A 20,645-nucleotide genomic window follows, 5' to 3' on the forward strand; every position below is an offset into this window, starting at 1 on the left:
ACGCGGTACATGAACTCAGATCCCTAGATATCGGCGTACATGTGGCGCTCGGCCTTCGCGCCAGGATGCGTCAGCGCACCAAGCGACGCCGGGCCGACGGTCTGGGCATAGCGGTACAGCGCCCCCGACTGGTAGGCGTTGACGCGCGGCTGCCACGCCACCCGGCGCAGCTCGAGCTCGTCGTCGCTGACCAGCAGATCGATCGTTCCCGCCTCGGCGTCGATGGACACGACGTCGCCATCCTGGACCAGCGCGATCGGGCCGCCGTCGGCCGCTTCGGGCCCGACATGGCCGATGCAGAAGCCGCGGGTGGCGCCCGAGAAGCGGCCGTCGGTGATCAGCGCGACGTGCTCGCCCAGCCCCAGGCCGTACAGCGCGGCGGTGGTCGACAGCATCTCGCGCATGCCGGGGCCGCCCTTGGGGCCTTCGTAACGGATGATGACGACCTCGCCCTTCTGGATCAGCCGCGCCTCGACCGCCGCGAAACAGTCCTCCTCGCAGTCGAACACCCGCGCCGGCCCCTCGAATTGCAGGCGGTGGAGGCCCGCGACCTTGACGATCGCCCCGTCGGGGGCGAGCGAGCCGCGCAGGCCCACGACGCCGCCGGTCGGGCTGATCGGGTCGCTCACCGGGCGGATGACCTTGTTCTCCACCCACTCGATTTCGCTCAGGTTCTCGGCGAGGGTCTTGCCGGTAACCGTCATGCAGTCGCCGTGCAGGAAGCCGCCGTCGAGCAGGGTGCGCATCACCATGTAGATCCCGCCCGCGTCGTACAGGTCGCGCGCGACGTAACGGCCGCCGGGCTTGAGGTCGGTGATGTACGGCGTGCGCTTGAAGATCTCGGCGACGTCGAACAGCGTGAAGTCGATCCCCGCCTCGCTCGCCATCGCGGGCAAGTGTAGCGCGGCGTTGGTCGAGCCTCCCGTCGCCGCCACCACGGTCGCGGCATTTTCGAAGGCTTCGCGCGTGCAGATGTCACGCGGACGGATATTCTTCGCCAGGCAGTCCATCACCGCCGCGCCCGCCGCGACAGCGATCTCCCCGCGCCCGGCATAGGGGGCGGGCATCATGTTGGACGACGGCAGCGACAGCCCGATGGCCTCGGCGACGCACGCCATGGTGTTCGCGGTGAACTGCCCGCCGCATGCGCCGTGGCCGGGGCAGGCGACCTTTTCCAGCGCGGTCAGCCGCGCCAGCGGGCAGGCACCGGCGGCATACTGGCCGACTGCCTCGAACACGTCGACGACGGTCACGTCCTTGTCCTCGAAGCGTCCCGGCAGGATCGACCCGCCATAGACGAATACGCTGGGCACGTTGAGGCGCAGCATCGCCATCATCATGCCGGGCAGGCTCTTGTCGCAGCCTGCGAAGCCGACCAGCGCGTCATAGCTGTGGCCGCGGACGCTCAGTTCGATCGAGTCGGCGATGACCTCGCGGCTGACGAGGGACGACTTCATGCCCTGGTGGCCCATCGCAATGCCGTCGGTGACCGTAATCGTGTTAAACCGCCGCGGCGTGCCCCCGCCAGCGATCACGCCCTCGCGGCAGGCATCGGCCTGCGCGTCGAGAGTGGTGTTGCACGGGGCGCTGTCGTTGCCCGCCGAGACGACGCCGACGAAGGGCTTGGCGATGTCCTCGGCGGTCAGGCCCATCGCGTAGTAATAGCTGCGGTGCGGCGCGCGCTCCGGCCCGACGGTGACGTGGCGGCTCGGCAGGCGGGACTTGTCGAACGTCATCACGGGGCTCCCCTTCGGCGCGCCTAGTGGCGGGGGAGGGGGTCGCGGGTCAAGTTCTCGCTGGTCCCGGTGCTGACGCGCCACTAGATCGCGATTGCGGTGCTAGCCGGCCAGTGGACGGGGGCGAGGCTGCGGAAGCCAGGCCGGGCAAAGACGTGGCCCTGGATGTAGCGCACGCCGATCTGCCGCAGCACGTCGAGCTCGGCCACGGTCTCGACGCCTTCGCCGATCACCACGATGCCGAGCTCGGCGCACATGCGGACGACGTGCGCGACGATGGTGCGCTTGACGCTGCTGGCGGCAATGCCCTGCATCAGCGCCATGTCGAGCTTGATGATATCGGGCTGGATCGCCGCGAGCAGCGCCAGACCCGCATGGCCCGCGCCGAAATCGTCGAGCGCGGTGGCGAAGCCCATCTTGCGGTACGCTGCGACGATGTTCGCGACGTGTGCCGGATCGGGCATCTGCTCGTTCTCGGTGAACTCGAAGATCAGCCGGTCGGTCGGAAAGCCGGTCGCCGTGGCGGTGGCGAGCGTCAACTGGATGCACGCGATCGGTGAATAGACCGCGTTGGGCAGGAAGTTAATCGACAGCTTAGCATCGTCGTCGAGGATGCCGGCCGCGACCGCACCCCGGATGGCGGCGACGCGGCACTTTTGGTCGAACGCATAGCGGTTTTCGGCGCTGACCTGCGACAGGACGCCCTGCGCGCTTTCGCCGTTCGGGCCGCGGACCAGCGCCTCATAGGCGTAGACGCGCTCAAGGCTGACATCGACGATCGGCTGGAACGCCATGGCAAGATCGGGCGCGAAGCTCTCGCCGTCGCGGCATCCGGGGCAAGGCCGCGGCGGCTTGATCATCTCCATGGCTGCATCACCCGGTAAGCACAGTCTCGATCGACGGCGCATGATCGTCCGCGGCTGTCGGGGTAGCCATACGGTATTGCCCCCGTGCCGATCGATGCGGACGTCCGAAGCTGGTCAATCAACCCTCGCGATTTCGGCGGATCAGAGTATTCGACCAGAGACTTGCACAGCTTCAATCGGACCAGGATGATCTACATCAAGCTCAGCGACCGGCGCGCGGCATGATCCCGCGGGTATTGATCGTCGCCGGGTCGGACTCATCGGGCGGGGCGGGCATCCAGGCCGACCTGCGCACCGTCCAGGCGCTCGGCGGCTATGGGATGACTGCGGTGACGGCGATCACCGTGCAGAACACGCTCGGCGTCACGGGTGTGCACGGCGTGCCGGCGGCGATGGTCGCCGATCAGATGCGCGCGTGCCTCGACGACATCGGCGCCGATGCGATCAAGATCGGCATGCTGGGGTCGGCGGAGATCATCCGCGCGGTAGGCGACGTGCTGGCGGGGGTCGGCGTGCCCGTGGTGCTCGATCCGGTGATGGTCGCCAAGGGCGGCGCGGCATTGCTCGACGAGGATGCAGTGGGCGCGATGGCGGGGCTGCTGCGGCTGGCCAGCGTCGTCACCCCGAACACCCCCGAACTCGTCGCGCTGACCGGCGTTGAGGTCGAGGATGAGGCCGATGTCGTGCTGGCGGCGCAGGAACTGCTGGGACAGGGCGCGCGCGCCGTGTTCGCCAAGGGCGGGCATCTCGAGGGGGACGAGATCGCCGACTGGCTGGTGACGCCGCTCGCGCAGGTACGGATGACGTCGACGCGCATCGACACGCGGCACACGCATGGGACCGGGTGCACGCTGGCGTCGGTGCTGGCGGTCGGGCTGGCGCGCGGATTGCCGCTCGAACAGGCGGCGCGCGAGGCGCGGGACTATGTACACGCGGCGATCTTGGCGGCACCGGGCTTTGGGCAGGGGCATGGGCCACTAGGCATCCCGAAGTGAAGGGTCCGACGTATCGCCGCGAGAAGAAGCATGGCGGGCGCGTTGCCGGCGTCGACGAGGCGGGGCGCGGGCCCTGGGCCGGGCCGGTGGTCGCCGCCGCGGTGGTGCTCGACCCGAAGTGCATCCCGAAGGGGCTCAACGATTCGAAGCAGTTGACGCACGAGCGCCGCGAGGCGCTGTGGGCGATGCTCGTCGACTGCGCGCAATTCGGGGTGGGCATCGCGTCGGTCGCGGAAATCGACGAGATCAACATCCACTGGGCGACGATGCTGGCGATGGAGCGTGCGGTCGCCGCACTCCCGACCGATCCCGACCATGTCCTGATCGACGGCAACCGCAAGCCGCGCTGGACGCGCAGCACCGAGACCCTCGTGTCGGGCGACGCGCTGTGCGTCTCGATCGCTGCCGCCTCGATCATCGCCAAGGTGACCCGCGACCGCATGATGATCGAGCTGGCGGGTGCGCACGACGGCTATGGCTGGGCGACCAACAAGGGCTATGGCACCGCCGAGCACGCCAACGGTCTGCGCACGCTGGGACCATGCGCGCATCATCGCCAGAGCTTCTGGCCGGTACGCGAGTGGCGCACCCTCGAACCGCGCAAGTTCGGAAAAGCCGCGGCGTGAGTCTTTGCGGCAACACGCTAGGGGTGGGAGTCCCGCGGCTGCCCGGACTCAACCCCTAGCGGTTTCGAGTCGAATTGCCGCCACCTCGCGCAAGCCACTGATTCATGACGTTTCCGCAACGCGATTGACGGGCGACTCCTGCATGATTCATGCCTGCGGCGAGAGGGCAGGGGCGCCATGGAATTGAACCGCATCATCACCGGCGACTGCATCGCGGCGATGAACGCCATGCCCGCGAAGTCGGTCGACCTGATCTTCGCCGATCCGCCGTACAATCTTCAGCTCCACCACAACCTGCTGCGGCCCGAGGGCGGCAAGGTCGACGCAGTCGACGACGACTGGGACAAGTTCGACAGCTTCGCTGCATACGACGCCTTCACCCGCGCCTGGCTGGCGGCGGCGCACCGCGTTCTGAAGGACGACGGCTCGATCTGGACGATCGGCAGCTACCACAACATCTTCCGGGTCGGCGCGGCGCTGCAGGACCTGGGCTTCTGGGTGCTGAACGACATCGTCTGGCGCAAGACCAACCCGATGCCCAACTTCAAGGGCACGCGCTTCACCAACGCGCACGAGACCCTGATCTGGTGCGCCAAGTCCGAAACCGCGCGCTACCGCTTCAACTATCACGCGATGAAGGCGCTGAACGAGGACCTGCAGATGCGCAGCGACTGGCTGCTGCCGATCTGCACGGGCGCCGAGCGGCTGAAGTCGGGCGGCACCAAGGCGCATCCGACGCAGAAGCCCGAGGCGCTGCTGTACCGCGTCCTGCTGGCGTGCACCGAGCCCGGCGACGTGGTCCTCGATCCGTTCTTCGGCACCGGCACGACCGGCGCGGTGGCCAAGCTGCTGGGCCGCGACTGGATCGGCATCGAGCGCGAGGAGAAGTATGTGGCCGTCGCGCAGGCGCGCATCGACGGGCTGCTGCCGCTGTCGGGCGGCGACATGGCGGTCAGCGAGGGCGCCCGCGGCCTGGCGCGCGTGGCGTTCGGCGCGCTGGTCGAGACGGGCATGATCCGCCCCGGCACGACACTGTGGGATGCGCGGCGTCGCCACCGCGCCCGGGTCCGCGCCGACGGCTCGGTCGAGCGCGACGGCCGTGCCGGGTCGATCCACCAGATCGGCGCGGCCGCCGAGGGCGCCGCGGCGTGCAACGGCTGGACCTATTGGCATGTCGAGGAGGGCGGCGGCCTCGTCGCCATAGACGCCAAGCGCGTCGCCTACCGGGCCGCGACGGGGGTTGCGTCCGCAGGCTGACCGCCGCACTACAGTTCCATGAAATCATTGCTTATCGCGGCGCTGTTCGCCGCTCCCGCCGCCGCCCAGACCCCGGTCATGCAGCCCGACATCACGGGCGCGAAGTTCGCCTTCCCGGCTGCGGTGCGCGACCACGAGCGCCGCGAGATCATGATCCCGATGCGCGACGGGGTGAAGCTGTACACCGTCATCGTCGTGCCCGCCGGTGCGAAGCGTGCGCCGATCCTGCTGACGCGCACGCCCTACAACGCCGGCAAGGCGACCAGCCGCACCGCGTCGGGAAAGATCGAGGCGATCCTGCCCGTCGCCGATACCGAGTTCGTCCGCGACGGCTATATCCGTGTCTATCAGGACGTCCGCGGCAAGTATAAGTCGGAAGGCGATTACGTCGTGAACCGGCCCCTGCGCGGGCCGCTGAACGCCACCGCGGTCGATCACGCGACCGACGCGTACGACACGATCGACTGGCTGGTGAAGAACGTCCCCGAGAGCAACGGCCGCGTCGGCATCACCGGATCCTCCTACCCCGGCTTCACCTCGCTGATGGCGCTGATCGATCCGCACCCGGCGCTGAAGGCCGCGGTGCCGCAGAGCCCGATGGTCGACGGCTGGATGGGCGACGACTGGTTCCACAACGGCGCCTTCCGCCAGACGATGGTCGACTGGATCGCCGGCCAGACCGCGACCAGGGCTGACGACACGCTGATCCCGACCGGCATCGACGACAGCTATGCGCGCTTCCTGCCCTATTCGGCGGGTGATTACGTCCGCCGATACGGGCTCGATGCGTTGCCCTTCATGCGCAAGCTGATGGAGCACCCTGCCTACGACGCCTATTGGCAGGGACAGGCGGTCGACAAGCTGCTCGCCGGCCGCCAGATGACGGTGCCGACGATGCTCGTCACCGGGCAGTGGGACCAGGAGGACAGCTACGGCGCCCCCGCCGTGTGGAACGCGCTGCAGGCGAAGGCGGGCGACAAGCTCCACCTCGTCATCGGTCCGTGGCGGCACAGCCAGGTCAATTACGACGCGACCAACCTGGGGCCGCTGAAATACCCTGAGGATACCGCGCTGGCGTTCCGCACGCGTACGATGAAGCCGTTCCTCGACAAATATCTGAAGGACGAGCCGCCCGCCGCCGACATCCCGCGCGTGTTGACCTATCAGACCGGCGCGAACCAGTGGCAGCGCAGCACGCAATGGCCGCCCGTCGACGCCACGCCGACGCCGATCTACCTCGGCCCGAAGTTCACGCTGACCTTCGACAAGCCGGCCGCCGGCGCCGACGCCTATGTCTCCGACCCCGCCAAGCCGGTGCCCTTCGTGCCGCGTCCCGGCAATGCCGACGACGGTCAGGTCTGGCGGCCGTGGCTGGTCAGCGACCAGCGCAACGTCTCGACGCGCACCGACGTGCTGACCTACGTCACCGAGCCGCTGACCAAAGCGGTCCATATCGCCGGCGCACCGCTCGTCGAGCTGCACGCTGCGACCAGCGGCACCGACAGCGACTGGGTCGTCAAGCTGATCGACGTCTACCCCGACGAGAACATCGAGCAGGTCGAGATGAGCGGCTATCAGCTGGGTGTAGGCATGGAGATCTTCCGCGGCCGCTATCGCAACAGCTTCGAGAAGCCGAGCGCGATCCCCGCGAACAAGGTCCAACGCTACAAGTTCGCGCTGCCCAATGCCAACCACCGCTTCCTGCCGGGCCACCGCATCATGGTGCAGATCCAGTCGAGCTGGTTCCCGCTCTACGACCGCAACCCGCAGAAGTTCGTGCCCAACATCTTCCACGCCAAGCCGGCGGATTATATCGCGGCGACGCAGCGGGTGTCGCGCGGCGGGTCGGCGGCGACCGCCATCATCTTGCCCGTCGTGCCGGACTGACTGTCCTATATTGCTAGCACGGTACCTGCACGTTAAACAGCCGCACAATCTTTTCCGGAGAGTTCTCGATGCGTAAATTCGCCCTGTTCGCGGCCACCGCCGCGCTGGCCCTCGGCGCGCCGGTCGTTGCTGCGACGAAGAAGCCCGTCAAACGCGTCGCTGCTACCGCCGCTGCCAACAAGCCCACCTACGGCAGCTTCGGGTTCGATACCGCCGGCATGGACCGCAGCGTGGCGCCGGGTCAGGACTTCGGCCGCTTCGCCAATGGCGGCTATTACAAGACGCTCGAAATTCCCGCCGACCGCGCCAACTACGGCATGTTCACCAAGCTTCGCGACCTGAGCCAGGAGCGGACGCGGATCATCATCGAGAACGCCGCCAAGACCAAGCATGCGCCGGGCAGCGACGGGCAGAAGGTGGGCGACTTCTACGCCAGCTTCATCGACGAGGCGGCGATCGAGGCGAAGGGCCTGACCCCGCTGGCGCCGCGCCTGGCGGAGATCGCCGCGATCGGCGACCGCACGGCGCTGGCGCGCATGATGGGCGACATGAACCGCGACGGCACCGACGTGCCGATCGGCGTCGGCCCGCTGCAGGACCTGAAGAACCCCGAGATCTACACGGTGATCGTCGGGCAGGGCGGGCTGGGCCTCCCCGACCGCGACTATTACCTCGACGACAAGAACCCGAAGTTCGCCGACATCCGCACCAAGTATCAGGCGTATATCGCCGACCTGCTGCGTATGGGCGGCGTCACCGACCCGGCCGCCGCCAAGGCCGTCTATGACCTCGAGGTGCAGATCGCCAAGGCGCACTGGACCAAGGTCGAGAGCCGCCAGCTCGACAAGATCTACAACCCCGTGTCGCGCACCGCGCTGCCGAACAAGTACAAGGGCGTCGACTGGACCGCACTGCTGACCGCCGCCGGCGTCAACGGCCAGCCCGAGCTGACCGTTGCCAACCCCAGCGCGATCGAGGGCATCGGCAAGCTCGTCGAGACCGTGCCGCTCGACACCTGGAAGGCGTACCTGACCTTCCACACGCTCGACCGCTGGGCGCCGCTGCTTCCCAAGGCGTTCGTCGACCGCAAGTTCGCCTTTAGCGGCACCGTGCTGTCGGGCACCCCGCAGAACCAGCCGCGCTGGAAGCGCGCGGTCGATGCGACCAGTGCCTCGCTGGGCGAGGCGGCGGGCAAGCTCTACGTCGCGACCTATTTCAAGCCGGCTGCCAAGGCCAAGGCGGACGAGCTGGTCAAGAACATCGTCTCGGCGATGGACGCGCGCCTGTCGAAGCTCGAGTGGATGGACCCCAAGACCCGCGTCGAGGCGCGCGCCAAGCTCGCGGTGTTCACCGCCAAGATCGGCTACCCCGACAAGTGGCGCGACTATTCGAAGTTCGACGTCGTCCGCGGCGACGCGCTGGGCAACGCGATGCGCTCGGCGCGCTTCGAGTATCAGCGCGAGGTCGACAAGATCGGCAAGCCGATCGACCGCAGCGAGTGGGGCATGACCCCAATGACGGTCAACGCCTACGCCAACCCACTGTGGAACGAGATCGTCTTCCCGGCCGCGATCCTGCAGCCGCCGTTCTTCGATCCCAATGCCGACGACGCGGTGAACTATGGCGGCATCGGCGCGGTGATCGGGCACGAGATCACGCACCATTTCGACGACCAGGGCCGCAAGTTCGACAAGCGCGGCACGCTGAGCGAGTGGTGGACCAAGGAAGACGTCAAGCGCTTCACCGCGCTGACCGACAAGGTCGTCAAGCAGTACGCCGCCTACGAGCCGCTGCCCGGCCTGCACGTCAACGGCGAGCTGACGCTGGGCGAGAACATGGCCGACCTCGCGGGCATCACCATCGCGTACGATGCCTACAGGAAGTCGCTCAACGGCAAGCCGGCGCGCGTCATCGACGGCTACACCGGCGACCAGCGCTTCTTCCTGGGCTTCGCGCAGGTCTGGCGGCAGAAGTACCGCGATGCCGCGCTGCTGCAGCAGACGACCACCGACCCGCACACCGCGGGCTTCCTGCGGCCGAACGTCGTGCGCAACATCGACGCCTGGTATGCGGCGTTCCCGTCGAAGCGGGGGGAGGCGTTGTATCTGAGCCCGGCCGAGCGGATCAGGGTTTGGTGAGGCGCAGCGCGGCCGGCGCCGAAGGGTAAATTTGCGCAGCGAATTTTCACTTCGGCGCGGACTCGCGCCAGCCCGGCCGGCGGAGCGGCGGCCCGTTGCCGCCGCCCGTCCGACGGCGCGGCTTTGCTGCGACGCTTCTTCGGGTATGCCACCGCGATGACCCCCCGCGTCCTCGGCATCCTCAACCTCACCCCCGACAGCTTCTCCGACGGCGGTCGCTTCGCTTCGGTCGCGCAAGCCGCAGACGCCGCGCACGTCATGATCGCCGCAGGTGCCGCGATGGTCGACATCGGCGGCGAGTCGACCCGGCCCGGGGCGCCCTTCGTCTCCGAAGCCGAGGAACTGGCGCGCGTCGCCCCCGTCATCGATGCGCTGGGCGGGCAGGTGCCGTTCAGCATCGACACGCGCCGCGCCGCGGTGATGGCGTACGCGCTCGACCATGGTGCAAGCCTCGTCAACGACGTCTCGGCGCTGACGCACGATCCGGCCGCCTTATCGCTGGTCGCGGCGCGTGGTTGCGGCGTGGTCCTGATGCACATGGTCGGCACGCCGGCGACGATGCAGGTGGCGCCTGCCTATGGCGACGTCGTGCGCGAGGTCGGCGACTGGCTGGCAGAACGGGTCGAGGCGTGCGTTGCAGCCGGGATTGTCCGGACAAACATCACGGTCGATCCGGGCATCGGCTTCGGGAAGACGCTGGACCATAATCTCGCGCTGCTGCGAGGCCTTAGAACCCTTGGCGAGATCGCGCCGGTCATGCTCGGGGCGAGCCGGAAGGCGCTGATCGGGAAACTGACGGGGGCCGAGACGCCCGACCGCCTGCCGGGGAGCCTCGCGCTGGCGCTGCATGGCGCGGCGACGGGGTGTGCTTGGGTTCGCGTGCACGACGTTGCCGAGACGGTGCAGGCTTTGCGCGTTTGGGAGGCGCTGCGGGGGTAGCGGGCGTCGCGGCAAAGCCGCGCCGTCGGACGGGCGGCGGCGTTGGGCCGCCGCTCCGCCGGCCGACTTCGCGCGAGTCCGCGCGTAAGTCGAAATTCGCGAAGGGCAAATTTCGACTTACGCTCGGCCGCGCTTCAGTAGACCTCGAACAACCCAGCCGCACCCATGCCGCCACCGACGCACATCGTCACCACGACATATTTCGCCCCGCGCCGCTTGCCCTCGATCAGCGCGTGGCCGGTCAGGCGCGCGCCCGACATGCCGTACGGATGCCCGACCGAGATCGCGCCGCCGTTGACGTTCAATTTCTCCTGGTCGATCCCGAGCACGTCGGCGCAGTGCAGCACCTGCACTGCGAACGCCTCGTTCAGCTCCCACAGGTCGATGTCGTCGATCGTCAGGCCGTTTGCCTTGAGCAGCTTGGGGATCGCGTAGATCGGCCCGATGCCCATCTCGTCGGGGTCGAGGCCCGCCGCCGCCATGCCGCGATAGGCACCCAGCGGGGTCAGCCCGCGCCGCGCGGCTTCGCCGGCCTCCATGATGACGCTGGCGCTCGCGCCGTCCGACAGCTGCGAGGCATTGCCCGCGGTGATCACGCCGCCTTCGCGCACGGGCTTGAGGCCCTTCAGCCCCTCCAGCGTCGTCTCGGGGCGGTTTCCCTCGTCCTTCGACAGCGTCACCTCGTGCATGGTGATCTCGCCGGTTTCCTTGTTCTGCATGCCCATCTGCGCGGTCAGCGGCACGATCTCGTCGTCGAACTTGCCAGCCTGCTGGGCGGCGGCGGTACGCATCTGGCTGCGGTAGCTGTACTCGTCCTGCCGGTCGCGGCTGATGTTGTAGCGCTTGGCTACCGTCTCGGCGGTGTCGATCATCGGCATGTAGATGTTGGGCACCATCTGCATCAGGCCGAGGTCGGGGTCGACGCGCATCTTGGGCGTCTGCACCATCGAGATAGAATCCTGCCCGCCGCCGACGACGATGTTCATGCCGTCGACGATGACCTGCTTGGCGGCGGTCGCGATCGCCATCAGGCCCGATCCGCACTGGCGGTCCATCGTCATGCCGCTGACCGAGGTCGGCAGCCCGGCGCGCAGCAGTGCGAGGCGCGCGAGGTTGGGCGACTGGCCGCCCTGGGTCAGCGAGGCACCCCACACGACGTCGTCGACCTCGGCACCCTCGACTCCGGCGCGCGCGACGGCGTGCTTGATGGCATGACCCCCGAGCAGCGGCGGCGGCGAGGCGTTGAGCGCGCCGCGATAGGCCTTGCCGATCGGGGTGCGGGCGGTCGCGACGATGACGGCTTCACGCATGGGCTGGATCCTCAGCTTTTGTTGGGCGGGCTTGCGCCCTGTGGGGGGAAACGGGCCGCGCCCGCCTCGAGGGGAATGTCGAACGCGCCGCAGATCAGCGCGACGCCGTGATAGAAGGCCACCAGCTGGACGACCTCGAGCTGCTGCGCGGCGTCGTAGTGCGCTGCCAGCGCCTTGTGCTCGTCGTCGGTCAGCTTCTTGTCGGTCAGCAGCGAGTCGACCGCGCAGATCAGCGCCGCCTCGTTGTCCGCCCAGTTGCCGTCCGCGGCCCAGCCGGTGACGGTCGACACGATCTGTTCGGGCGTCAGCTGAGCCTTTGGCGCGAAGGCATTGACGTGAATGCCCCACTCATACTCGCACGCCGTCCGCGCGGTGGTCCGCAGGATGACGATCTCGCGGCCGCGCAAGGGAAGCGGCCCGCGCGCCAGCAACGACCCGCCGGCGAACTTCTCCCACGCCCGCGGGCTCTGCGCGATGGTGGTGAACAGCTGAAGCGGCTCGGCGCCGGGCGGCATGGTCGCGGCCATCGCGGCGGCGAACGCCTCCGGATACGGCTTCTGCAGGGTGCCGATGCGGCTCACATGTAGACCAGGGTCAGCCACTCGGCGGCGAGCGCGGGCTTAGTCTCGCCCTCGATCTCGACTGTGACCGCGACGGTCGACTGCCACGCGGTGTCGGGGCGCTGGGTCACGTCGGTCAGCGTGAAGCGGCCGCGGACGCGCTTGCCAGACTTCACCGGGGCCATGAAGCGGACTTTGTTGAGGCCATAGTTGACCCCCATCTTGACCCCCTCGACCGCCGGCATCGCGCCATAGGCGAAGACCGAGCACAGGCTGAGCGTCAGGTATCCGTGCGCGATCGTCGTGCCGAACGGCGTCTGCGCCGCAAGCTCGGGGTTCACGTGGATGAACTGATGGTCGCCGGTCACCTCGGCAAAGGCGTCGATGCGCGCCTGGTCGACGAGCACCCAGTCGGACACCCCGACCTCGGTCCCCACCATCGCGCGATAATCGTCCAGCGGTACGGCGGTTCGCATGGTCTCTCTCCCCGATATTTTGAGGCAGCATTGGCGAAGGGTGACGCGCGCGTCAACCGGGGCTGGTTGAGTATCGCGGCCATGCCCGCTAGCCAGTCACCATGTCCAGGATCCGGCTCGCGGCGCTGACGCTGCTCACCCTAGCTGCTGTGCCGTCGCCGGCGCCGCTCGATGCGATCGCGCGCGATTACGTGCAGCTGACGCTCGAAGCCGGGGAACGCGAGCCGGGCTATGTCGACGCCTATTACGGTCCGGCGGATTGGGCGGCAGCGGCGAAGGCGAAGCCGCGCACCGTCGCCGAGTTGCGGACGGCAGCGACGGCGCTGAAAGCACGCGCGCTGTCGGTCGATGCCAAGGCACTCAGCCCCTTCGAGGCGCGGCGGCGCGCCGCGCTGGTCGGGCAGCTGACCGCGGCCGAGACGAGGCTGGCGATGAACGCGGGGGTGAAGTTCAGCTTCGACGACGAGGCCGAGCGGTTGTTCGGGGTGCGGCCCGTGCTGCCGCCGCTGGCGAGCTTCGATCCGCTGCTCGCCGACATCGACGCGCTGGTGCCCGGCGACGGCCCGCTGTGGCAGCGCATCGACACCTATCGCGAGCGTTTCGTCATCCCGCCCGCCAAGGTCGACGCGGTGATGCGCGCCGCGACCGCCGAGTGCCGCCGCCGCACTGTCGCCCACATCCCGCTGCCGGCGACCGAGAAATTCACCCTCGAACTCGTCACCGCCAAGCCGTGGGGCGGGTACAACTACTATAAGGGCAACGACACTAGCCTCATCCAGATCAACACCGACCTGCCGATCTACATCGACCGCGCGGTCGATCTGGGGTGCCACGAGGGCTATCCGGGGCATCACGTCTACAACGTGCTGCTCGAGCGCGAGCTGTCGAAGAAGCGCGGCTGGACCGAGTTCACCGTCTATCCGCTGTACAGCCCGATGTCGCTACTGGCCGAGGGCAGCGCCAACTACGGCATCGACCTGACCCTGCCGCCCGCCGAGCGCGCGGCGTTCGAGGTACGCGTGCTGTATCCGCTGGCGGGGCTGGAGGCTGCCGAGGCGCCGCGCTTCGCTGCGCTCAACGCCGCGATCGACCGGCTGTCGGGGGCGCGCTTCGTGATCGCGCGCGACTATCTCGACGGGCGCATCGACCGCGCGACGGCGCTCGCGCTCACGCAGAAATACCTGCTGCTGTCGCCGGTGCGCGCCGAGAAATCGTTGAAGTTCACCGAGACCTATCGCAGCTACGTCATCAACTATGGGCTGGGCCGCGACATGGTGCGCGCGACCGTCGAGGCCGCGGGCCCCGACGACGCGGCGCGCTGGTCGGCGATGACCCGCCTGCTTTCCGAGCCGACGACCACCGCCGACCTGCGCCGCTGACTTTCGCTCGTGTCGCCGGGCGGCTAGACCGCGCGCCATGACCAGCCTGACCGCCGCCCGCGCGCAGATGCGCACCCTCCACCGCGCCGCCGAGCCCGCCGTGATGCGCGCGCTGCTGCCCGCCGCGACGCTCGACGCCGTCACTCGCGAGCGGGTCGAGGGCCGCGCGCTGGGTCTGCTCGCCGACCTGCGCGCCGCGCAGGGGGAGGGGTGGGTCAACCGCTTCCTGCACCAGTACCGCCTCAACACGCAGGAGGGGATCGCGCTGCTCAGCCTCGCGGAGGCGTTCCTGCGCGTGCCCGACAGCGAGACCGCCGACCTGCTGATCCGCGACAAGATCGGCGGCGCGGACTGGGCGGCGCACAGCGGCAAGTCCGACTCGCTGCTGGTCAATTCGGCGACCTGGGGCCTCGTGCTGACGCGCGCCGTGGTGGGCGAGGGCGGGCGGGCGTCGGTGCTCAAGCGGCTAATCAACCGCACCGGCGAACCCTTTGTCCGGACTGCGGTCGGTGCCGCGATGCGGATGATGGGGCAGGTCTTCGTCATGGGCCGGACGATTGACGAGGCGATGGCGCGCGCCGCCGAGCCCGAGGCCAAGGGCTTCACTGCGAGCTTCGACATGCTGGGCGAGGCAGCGCGCACCCGCGAGGACGGCGCGCGCTATTTCGAGAGCTACAAGGCGGCGATCCGCTCGGTCGGAGCATCGAAGATCGGCGGCGGCCATTCGATCTCGGTCAAGCTGTCGGCGCTGCACCCGCGCTACGAGACCGCGCACGCCGACACCTGCGTGCCCGAGCTGACCGCGATGCTCCACGAGCTCGCGAGCGAGGCGGCACGCGCCGGCATCGGGCTGACCGTCGACGCCGAGGAGAGCGAGCGGCTCGACATGAGCCTCGACATCATCGCGACCGTCGCGGCGCTCCCCGACCTGAAGGGCTGGGACGGCTTCGGCATGGCCGCGCAGGCGTACGGCAAGCGCGCGCGCGCCGTCGTCGACTGGGCGCAGGCGCTGGGTGCGGGCACCGGGCGCCGCCTGATGGTCCGCCTCGTCAAGGGCGCGTACTGGGACAGCGAGATCAAGCGGACGCAGGAGGCGGGCCTCCCCGACTATCCGCTGTTCACGCGCAAGGCGGCGACCGACGTGTCGTACCTGGCGTGTGCGAAGGCGATGCTCGACGCGCCCAACATCCTGCCGGCGTTCGCGACGCACAATGCGCTGACCGTCGCGACGATCATGGAATGGGCGGGCGGGCCCGAAGGCTTCGAGTTCCAGCGCCTACACGGCATGGGCGAGGGGCTGTTCGAGCGCGCCGTCCGCGAGGGCGGGTACGCCTGCCGCACCTATGCGCCGGTCGGCGGGCACCGCGACCTGCTGGCGTATCTGGTTCGGCGTTTGCTCGAGAACGGCGCGAATTCGAGCTTCGTGCACCAGCTGGCGGATGCGAGCGTCAGCGACGCCGACCTGCTGGCGGACCCGGCGGTGAAGATCGCCAGCGTCGGGGGGAGCGCACACCCGTCGATCCCGCTGCCGCGCGACATCTTTCCGGGGCGGATCAATTCGAGCGGACTCGATCTGGCGGATGCCGACACGCTCGCGGCGACTAGCGCCGACATATTGGCGTTCGACGAGGCCGACGCGCTGTTCGGCAAGCGCACGACAGTCAAGGATGCGCATGACCGCTACGCCAATGTCGAAGTGGGCGCGCTGCTGCAGCGGGCCGAAGTTGCGGACGGCCTCGCGAAACTGTCGGTCGAGGACCGCGCCGCCATCCTCGAACGCCTCGCCGACCTGATCGAGGCCGATCGCATCCCGCTGATGGCGCTGTGCGTCCGCGAGGCGAAGAAGACGATCCCCGATGCGCTCGCCGAAGTGCGCGAGGCGGTCGATTTCTGCCGCTACTACGCAATCCGGGCGCGGACCGACTTCGCGCCCGTGCTGCTGCCCGGGCCGACCGGCGAGCGCAACGAGCTGCGACTGGCGGCGCGCGGGCCGTTCGCGTGCGTCGCGCCGTGGAATTTCCCGCTGGCGATCTTCATCGGCCAGGTCGCGGCAGCCTTCGTCGCGGGCAATCCGGTGCTGGCCAAGCCGGCGCCGCAGACGCCGAAGATCGCGGCGGCCGCAGTCGTCCTCGCGCATGCTGCGGGGATCCCCGAGGACGCGCTGGCGCTGGTGCTCGGCGGCGCCGAAGCCGGCCGCGCGCTCGTCGCCGACCCGCGCATCCAGGGCGTCGCCTTCACCGGATCGACCGCCACCGCCCGCGCCATCGCGCGGACGCTGCTGGAGGACGACTCGCGCCCCCTCGTGCCGTTGATCGCCGAGACCGGCGGCATCAACGCCATGATCGTCGATTCGACCGCGCTGCCCGAACAGGTCGTCGCCGACGTCGTGACGAGCGCCTTCCGCTCGGCGGGGCAGCGCTGCTCGGCACTCCGGCTTCTGCTGCTGCAGGAGGATATCGCCGAGAAGACCCTGCACATGCTGGGCGGCGCGATGGACACGCTGGTGCTGGGCGAGGCCGGCGACCCGCGCACCGACGTCGGCCCGGTCATCGACGCCGCCGCCTACGAACGCCTCGAAACCTACCGCCAGTCGCAAAAGGCGCGCTGGGTTCACGCGCTGAGCACCGAGCATCCCGGCATCGTGCCGCCGACGATCATTCGCCTCGACCGCATCGCCGACCTCAAGCAGGAGTGGTTCGGCCCCGTCCTGCACGTCGTCACCTGGAAGGCGGGCGAGCTCGACGCGACACTCGCCGCAGTCAACGCGACCGGCTTCGGGCTGACGATGGGCCTGCACAGCCGCATCGCCAGTACCGCCGAGCGCGTCGCCTGCGCGGCCAAGGTCGGCAACCTGTACGTCAATCGCTCGATGATCGGCGCGGTGGTCGGCAGCCAGCCGTTCGGCGGCGAGGGCCTGTCGGGTACCGGCTTCAAGGCGGGCGGGCCGCACTATCTGCTGCGCTTCGCGACCGAGCGAACGGTTTCGACCGACACGACGAGTGCGGGCGGCAACGCCTCGCTCCTGTCGATCGAGGACGTCGGCGGGATCTGACGCCGAGCGGCCTTACGCGGGGCTTCCGGCCGATCGCTCTGGTCGTTCGGGCTCGGCGTCGCCGCTGCTCGGCACCAGTTCGCGCGGATCGATCGCCTTTCCGTCGAGGCCGGCCGTGAAGCTCGTCTGCGTAGGATAGGCGAACTCGACGCCCATTTCGGCGAAGCGTCGGATCATCGCGAGGCCGATGACGTGACGCTCGGTCATCAGCACATTATATTCGGGCACGGTGACGTGGAAGACGATCTCGAAGTCGAGCGACGAGTCGCCGAACCGGAAGAAATGCGCGCGGTCGAAGCGGCAATGCTCGCGGGCGCGGATGATCGCCTCGATCTCGCTTGGGATCGCGTCGAGCTGGTCGGGCGTGGTCTGGTAGATCACGCCGATCTGCAGCACGACGCGGCGTTCGAGAATGCGGCGCTGGTTGGCGATCTGCAGCTTGAGCAGCTCGGAGTTCGAGATGATCACCTGTTCGCCGGTCAGCGCGCGGATGCGCACGGTCTTCAGCCCGATCGCCTCGACATCGCCCTGGACGTCGCCGAACTTGATCTGGTCGCCGACGCGGAAAGGGCGGTCGAACAGGATCGCGAGTGCCGCGAACAGGTCGCCGAAGATGCCCTGCGCCGCGAGTCCGATCGCGATGCCGCCGACGCCGAGACCCGCGACAAGGCCCGTCACGTTGACGTTCAAATTGTCGAGCACGAGGATCGCCGCGACCGACCAGACCACGACGTTCACCAGCACCGTGATGATGCCCATCGCCGAGGCCAGCGAACTATGGTCCTCGGCACTCGCCGCCGCCCGCCGCGCGACCAGCCCGAGGATGAGTTCGCGGACCCAGATCGCGCCCTGGAAGGCGGCGGCGACGGTGAAAATGAAGGAAACGACGTCGGCGAGCGTGCCCGGCGGGGCGATGCCGCGGACGACGAGTTTGACCGCCAGCGCCGCGAGGAAGAAGCTGCGTGTCCGCCCGACCATGCGGCGCACGAACCCCCGCCAGCTGGCGATGTCGTGGCCCTCGCCGAGCCAGCGGCAGACACCCAGGCGGATACCGACGAAGATCAGATACAGCAGTGCCGCGCTGCCCGCACCGATCGCAGCGGTCAGGCTGTCGGTACGGACCCATTGAAAGGTCTGCGCGGTCAGGACGCGGATCTGACCGGGCAGGTCGATCAGCGTCTCGGCGATGCGGGGCTGGGCATTCATGTCGAACATCTTAACGATTTTCAGCGCGTTGCGGGGCTCGGCTCATCCCGCCTGACGGTCCAGCCACCCCGGCCAGAGCAGCGCGACCGGCGCGCCACCCTGCGTCAGCGGGGTCTCGGCATGCTCCATCCGAAGATACGCAATGCCCAGATCACCGGCGCGTGAGCGCAGGTCGCCGGCCGCGACGCTGCCCGCCATGATCGGCTCGTCGCTCGCCGGTCCGGATAATTTCACGGGCATCAGGCGGCGGCGAAGCTTGTCGCGGTGGTGCATCCGCGCGGTGTTCTCCTGCCCGACATAGCAGCCCTTGGTGAACGACACGCCGTTCAGCTCGTCGGCATTGGTCTCGAGCCACAGCAGGTCGGCCATCTCGGCGGTGTTAGGCACGCCGAGCGCGCGGCGGTGCGCGTCGTATTGGTCGGGCGTCGCAGTGGTGCGCGCCTCGAACCCCAGCCAGCGTTCGCCCAACGCCGCGAGCCGCGGGTCGAAGGGCCGGTCGCCGAAATCGTCGGCGGGGTCGGCCCAGCGCGCGAAGACGCTGGCGTCGCTGGCATCGATCGTGACGTCGCGCCGCAGCTTGTACATGCCGAGCCGCTTCGCCAGCGCGTCGGCATGGCTGGCGGCGACATCGAGCAGCAGCTCGCCGCCACCCTCGTGGACGATCATGTCGACGATGTGCTTGCCCTGCGCGGTCAGCAGCCCGGCATAGACGGGCAGGGCGCCCGTGACGTCGTTGGTCAGCAACCCTTGCAGGAAATCCTTCGCGTCGGGGCCGCCGATGCGGAGGACGGTGCGGTCGGTGAGGCGGGCGGTGGGCATTCGCATTCCCATAGCCCCGAGCGCGCTGCGGGGGTAGAGCAGCATGCATGGCTAGCTACGATCTCATCCTCCGCAACGCCCGCGTCTATACGCTGGGTGGTCTCGTCGATGCCGATCTGGCGGTGACGGGGGGCAAGACCGCGGCGCTGCTGGCGCGCGGCGCGGGTGACGCGGCCGAGGTGCAGGACTGCACCGGCCTGACCATCCTGCCCGGGGTGATCGACACTCAGGTGCATTTCCGCGAGCCCGGGCTCGACCACAAGGAGGACCTCGCCAGCGGCAGCGTCGCCGCGGTGCTCGGCGGCGTCACGGCGGTGTTCGAGATGCCGAACACCAAGCCCAACACCGACACGCCCGAGGCGCTGGCCGACAAGCTGGCCCGCGCGCAGAACCGGATGTGGTGCGACCACGCCTTCTACGTCGGCGCGACGGCAGCGAACGCCGATCACCTCGACAGCCTCGAGAAACTGCCTGGCTGCTGCGGCATCAAGGTGTTCATGGGCGCCTCGACCGGCGACCTGCTGGTCAGCGACGACCCGACGCTGGCGCGCGTGCTGGCGAGCGGCACGCGTCGCGTCGCGATTCATGCCGAGGACGAGTATCGGATGAAGGACCGCGAGGGCCTGCGGGTGGCGGGCGATCCGAGCAGCCACCCCGTCTGGCGCGACGACAAGAGCGCGATGCTCGCGACGCAGCGCGTCGTGCGGCTGGCGCGCGCGGCGAAGCGGCGCATCCACGTGCTGCACATCACGACGCCCGCCGAGCTCGAATTTCTTGGTGCGAACAAGGACATCGCGAGCTGCGAGGTGACGCCGCAGCACCTGACGCTGGCGGGCGAGGACGCCTATCCGCGCCTCGGCACCTATGCCCAGATGAACCCGCCGATCCGCAGCCGCGCGCACCGCGACGGCCTGTGGCTGTGGCTGGGGCAGGGGGTGCCCGACGTCGTCGGCTCCGACCACGCACCGCACACGATCGAGGAAAAAGCGCAGGAGTATCCCAAGTCGCCGTCGGGAATGCCGGGGGTGCAGACCCTGCTGCCGCTGCTGCTCGACCACATGGCAGCGGGACGGCTGAGCCTCGAACGGCTCGTCGACCTGACGAGCGCCGGCGCGGTGCGGCTGTTCGGGCTCGTCGGCAAGGGTCGCATCGCGGTCGGCTTCGACGCCGATTACTCGGTGGTCGACCTGAATGCGCGCTGGACCGTGACCGGCGACTGGCTCGCGAGCCGCTGCGGCTGGTCGCCATTCGAGGGCGATACCCTCACCGGCCGCCCGGTCGGCACCGTCATCCGCGGCCGCCGCGTGATGTGGGACGCCGAGCTAATCGGCGAAGCCGACGGGCAGCCGCTGCGGTTTCAGGAGACGCTGCGGAGCTGATTGACCGCAGGAACAGGCAA

General features: G+C 68.9%; 16 protein-coding genes. 9 read left to right on the top strand and 7 right to left on the bottom strand.

Going from position 1 to position 20,645, the window contains the following annotated elements; genetic code table 11:
- Positions 1-23: 23 nt before the first annotated feature.
- Together ilvD and FMM06_RS06970 are read right to left on the bottom strand one after the other, a co-directional pair.
- A complete protein-coding gene (gene ilvD, locus FMM06_RS06965; protein WP_144236557.1) occupies positions 24-1,736 on the bottom strand; it encodes a dihydroxy-acid dehydratase in 1,713 nt (570 codons plus the stop codon).
- 83 nt (positions 1,737-1,819) lie between these two features.
- Positions 1,820-2,602: an EAL domain-containing protein gene (locus FMM06_RS06970; RefSeq protein WP_456237316.1), complete on the bottom strand. Its 783-nt coding sequence runs from the start codon at positions 2,600-2,602 to the stop codon at positions 1,820-1,822.
- Positions 2,603-2,823: 221 nt separating this feature from the next.
- Between FMM06_RS06970 and thiD the strand changes: the two genes are divergently transcribed.
- The 6 genes from thiD to folP all read left to right on the top strand — a co-directional run bounded on the left by thiD (position 2,824) and on the right by folP (position 10,444).
- Positions 2,824-3,597 carry a bifunctional hydroxymethylpyrimidine kinase/phosphomethylpyrimidine kinase gene (thiD, locus tag FMM06_RS06975; RefSeq protein WP_144236558.1) on the top strand — a complete coding sequence of 258 codons (774 nt, stop codon included), beginning with the start codon at positions 2,824-2,826 and terminating at the stop codon, positions 3,595-3,597.
- On the top strand, positions 3,594-4,223 hold the full coding sequence (locus FMM06_RS06980; protein WP_144236559.1) for a ribonuclease HII: 630 nt from the start codon (positions 3,594-3,596) through the stop codon (positions 4,221-4,223). The genes thiD and FMM06_RS06980 overlap by 4 nt, the downstream gene beginning before the upstream one ends.
- Before the next feature lie 177 nt (positions 4,224-4,400).
- The gene (locus FMM06_RS06985) at positions 4,401-5,480 is read left to right on the top strand and encodes a DNA-methyltransferase (protein ID WP_144236560.1); all 1,080 of its coding nucleotides are present in this window, start codon (positions 4,401-4,403) and stop codon (positions 5,478-5,480) included.
- An 18-nt stretch (positions 5,481-5,498) separates the two neighbouring features.
- Positions 5,499-7,367 carry a CocE/NonD family hydrolase gene (locus tag FMM06_RS06990; RefSeq protein WP_144236561.1) on the top strand — a complete coding sequence of 623 codons (1,869 nt, stop codon included), beginning with the start codon at positions 5,499-5,501 and terminating at the stop codon, positions 7,365-7,367.
- A gap of 68 nt (positions 7,368-7,435) precedes the next feature.
- Positions 7,436-9,505, top strand: a complete 2,070-nt coding sequence (locus FMM06_RS06995) for a M13 family metallopeptidase (protein ID WP_144236562.1) — start codon at positions 7,436-7,438, stop codon at positions 9,503-9,505.
- A gap of 123 nt (positions 9,506-9,628) precedes the next feature.
- Entirely contained in the window at positions 9,629-10,444 is an 816-nt protein-coding gene (gene folP / locus FMM06_RS07000) for a dihydropteroate synthase (protein ID WP_235889128.1), read from the top strand.
- A gap of 134 nt (positions 10,445-10,578) precedes the next feature.
- Here the strand turns inward: folP and FMM06_RS07005 are convergent, their stop codons facing one another.
- From FMM06_RS07005 to FMM06_RS07015, 3 genes are read right to left on the bottom strand one after another with little or no spacing between them, the layout of a single operon-like run.
- Positions 10,579-11,754, bottom strand: a complete 1,176-nt coding sequence (locus FMM06_RS07005) for an acetyl-CoA C-acyltransferase (RefSeq protein WP_144236563.1) — start codon at positions 11,752-11,754, stop codon at positions 10,579-10,581.
- 11 nt (positions 11,755-11,765) lie between these two features.
- Positions 11,766-12,335, bottom strand: coding sequence for a carboxymuconolactone decarboxylase family protein (locus FMM06_RS07010; RefSeq protein WP_207790252.1), 570 nt, complete (start codon positions 12,333-12,335; stop codon positions 11,766-11,768).
- Entirely contained in the window at positions 12,332-12,790 is a 459-nt protein-coding gene (locus FMM06_RS07015; RefSeq protein WP_144236564.1) for a MaoC family dehydratase, read from the bottom strand. The genes FMM06_RS07010 and FMM06_RS07015 overlap by 4 nt, the downstream gene beginning before the upstream one ends.
- A gap of 101 nt (positions 12,791-12,891) precedes the next feature.
- Here FMM06_RS07015 and FMM06_RS07020 point away from each other — a divergent pair, with 101 nt between their 5' ends.
- On the top strand, positions 12,892-14,169 hold the full coding sequence (locus FMM06_RS07020; RefSeq protein ID WP_144236565.1) for a hypothetical protein: 1,278 nt from the start codon (positions 12,892-12,894) through the stop codon (positions 14,167-14,169).
- 37 nt (positions 14,170-14,206) lie between these two features.
- Positions 14,207-17,221, top strand: a complete 3,015-nt coding sequence (putA, locus tag FMM06_RS07025) for a bifunctional proline dehydrogenase/L-glutamate gamma-semialdehyde dehydrogenase PutA (RefSeq protein ID WP_144236566.1) — start codon at positions 14,207-14,209, stop codon at positions 17,219-17,221.
- 12 nt (positions 17,222-17,233) lie between these two features.
- On the opposite strand, the gene FMM06_RS07030 is transcribed toward putA, so the two are convergent.
- Entirely contained in the window at positions 17,234-18,436 is a 1,203-nt protein-coding gene (locus FMM06_RS07030) for a mechanosensitive ion channel family protein (protein ID WP_235889131.1), read from the bottom strand.
- A 33-nt stretch (positions 18,437-18,469) separates the two neighbouring features.
- Positions 18,470-19,246 (bottom strand): CAF17-like 4Fe-4S cluster assembly/insertion protein YgfZ, encoded by a 777-nt coding sequence (gene ygfZ / locus FMM06_RS07035; RefSeq protein ID WP_144236567.1) that lies wholly within the window; start codon positions 19,244-19,246, stop codon positions 18,470-18,472.
- Between the two features lie 47 nt (positions 19,247-19,293).
- On the opposite strand from ygfZ, the gene FMM06_RS07040 reads away from it, so the two are divergent.
- Entirely contained in the window at positions 19,294-20,625 is a 1,332-nt protein-coding gene (locus FMM06_RS07040; protein WP_144236568.1) for a dihydroorotase, read from the top strand.
- Positions 20,626-20,645: the final 20 nt, after the last annotated feature.

It is taken from the genome of Glacieibacterium frigidum, from assembly GCF_007097155.1.
Lineage (GTDB): Bacteria > Pseudomonadota > Alphaproteobacteria > Sphingomonadales > Sphingomonadaceae > Glacieibacterium > Glacieibacterium frigidum.

What these genes read in the sequence shown, in the direction of transcription:
- ilvD (WP_144236557.1), bottom strand. Translation starts at nt 1,736, where the DNA reads ATGACGTTCGACAAGTCCCGCCTGCCGAGCCGCCACGTCACCGTCGGG.
- FMM06_RS06970 (WP_456237316.1), bottom strand. Translation starts at nt 2,602, where the DNA reads ATGGAGATGATCAAGCCGCCGCGGCCTTGCCCCGGATGCCGCGACGGC.
- thiD (WP_144236558.1), top strand. Translation starts at nt 2,824, where the DNA reads ATGATCCCGCGGGTATTGATCGTCGCCGGGTCGGACTCATCGGGCGGG.
- FMM06_RS06985 (WP_144236560.1), top strand. Translation starts at nt 4,401, where the DNA reads ATGGAATTGAACCGCATCATCACCGGCGACTGCATCGCGGCGATGAAC.
- FMM06_RS06990 (WP_144236561.1), top strand. Translation starts at nt 5,499, where the DNA reads ATGAAATCATTGCTTATCGCGGCGCTGTTCGCCGCTCCCGCCGCCGCC.
- FMM06_RS06995 (WP_144236562.1), top strand. Translation starts at nt 7,436, where the DNA reads ATGCGTAAATTCGCCCTGTTCGCGGCCACCGCCGCGCTGGCCCTCGGC.
- FMM06_RS07005 (WP_144236563.1), bottom strand. Translation starts at nt 11,754, where the DNA reads ATGCGTGAAGCCGTCATCGTCGCGACCGCCCGCACCCCGATCGGCAAG.
- FMM06_RS07015 (WP_144236564.1), bottom strand. Translation starts at nt 12,790, where the DNA reads ATGCGAACCGCCGTACCGCTGGACGATTATCGCGCGATGGTGGGGACC.
- FMM06_RS07020 (WP_144236565.1), top strand. Translation starts at nt 12,892, where the DNA reads ATGTCCAGGATCCGGCTCGCGGCGCTGACGCTGCTCACCCTAGCTGCT.
- putA (WP_144236566.1), top strand. Translation starts at nt 14,207, where the DNA reads ATGACCAGCCTGACCGCCGCCCGCGCGCAGATGCGCACCCTCCACCGC.
- FMM06_RS07030 (WP_235889131.1), bottom strand. Translation starts at nt 18,436, where the DNA reads ATGTTCGACATGAATGCCCAGCCCCGCATCGCCGAGACGCTGATCGAC.
- ygfZ (WP_144236567.1), bottom strand. Translation starts at nt 19,246, where the DNA reads ATGCCCACCGCCCGCCTCACCGACCGCACCGTCCTCCGCATCGGCGGC.
- FMM06_RS07040 (WP_144236568.1), top strand. Translation starts at nt 19,294, where the DNA reads ATGGCTAGCTACGATCTCATCCTCCGCAACGCCCGCGTCTATACGCTG.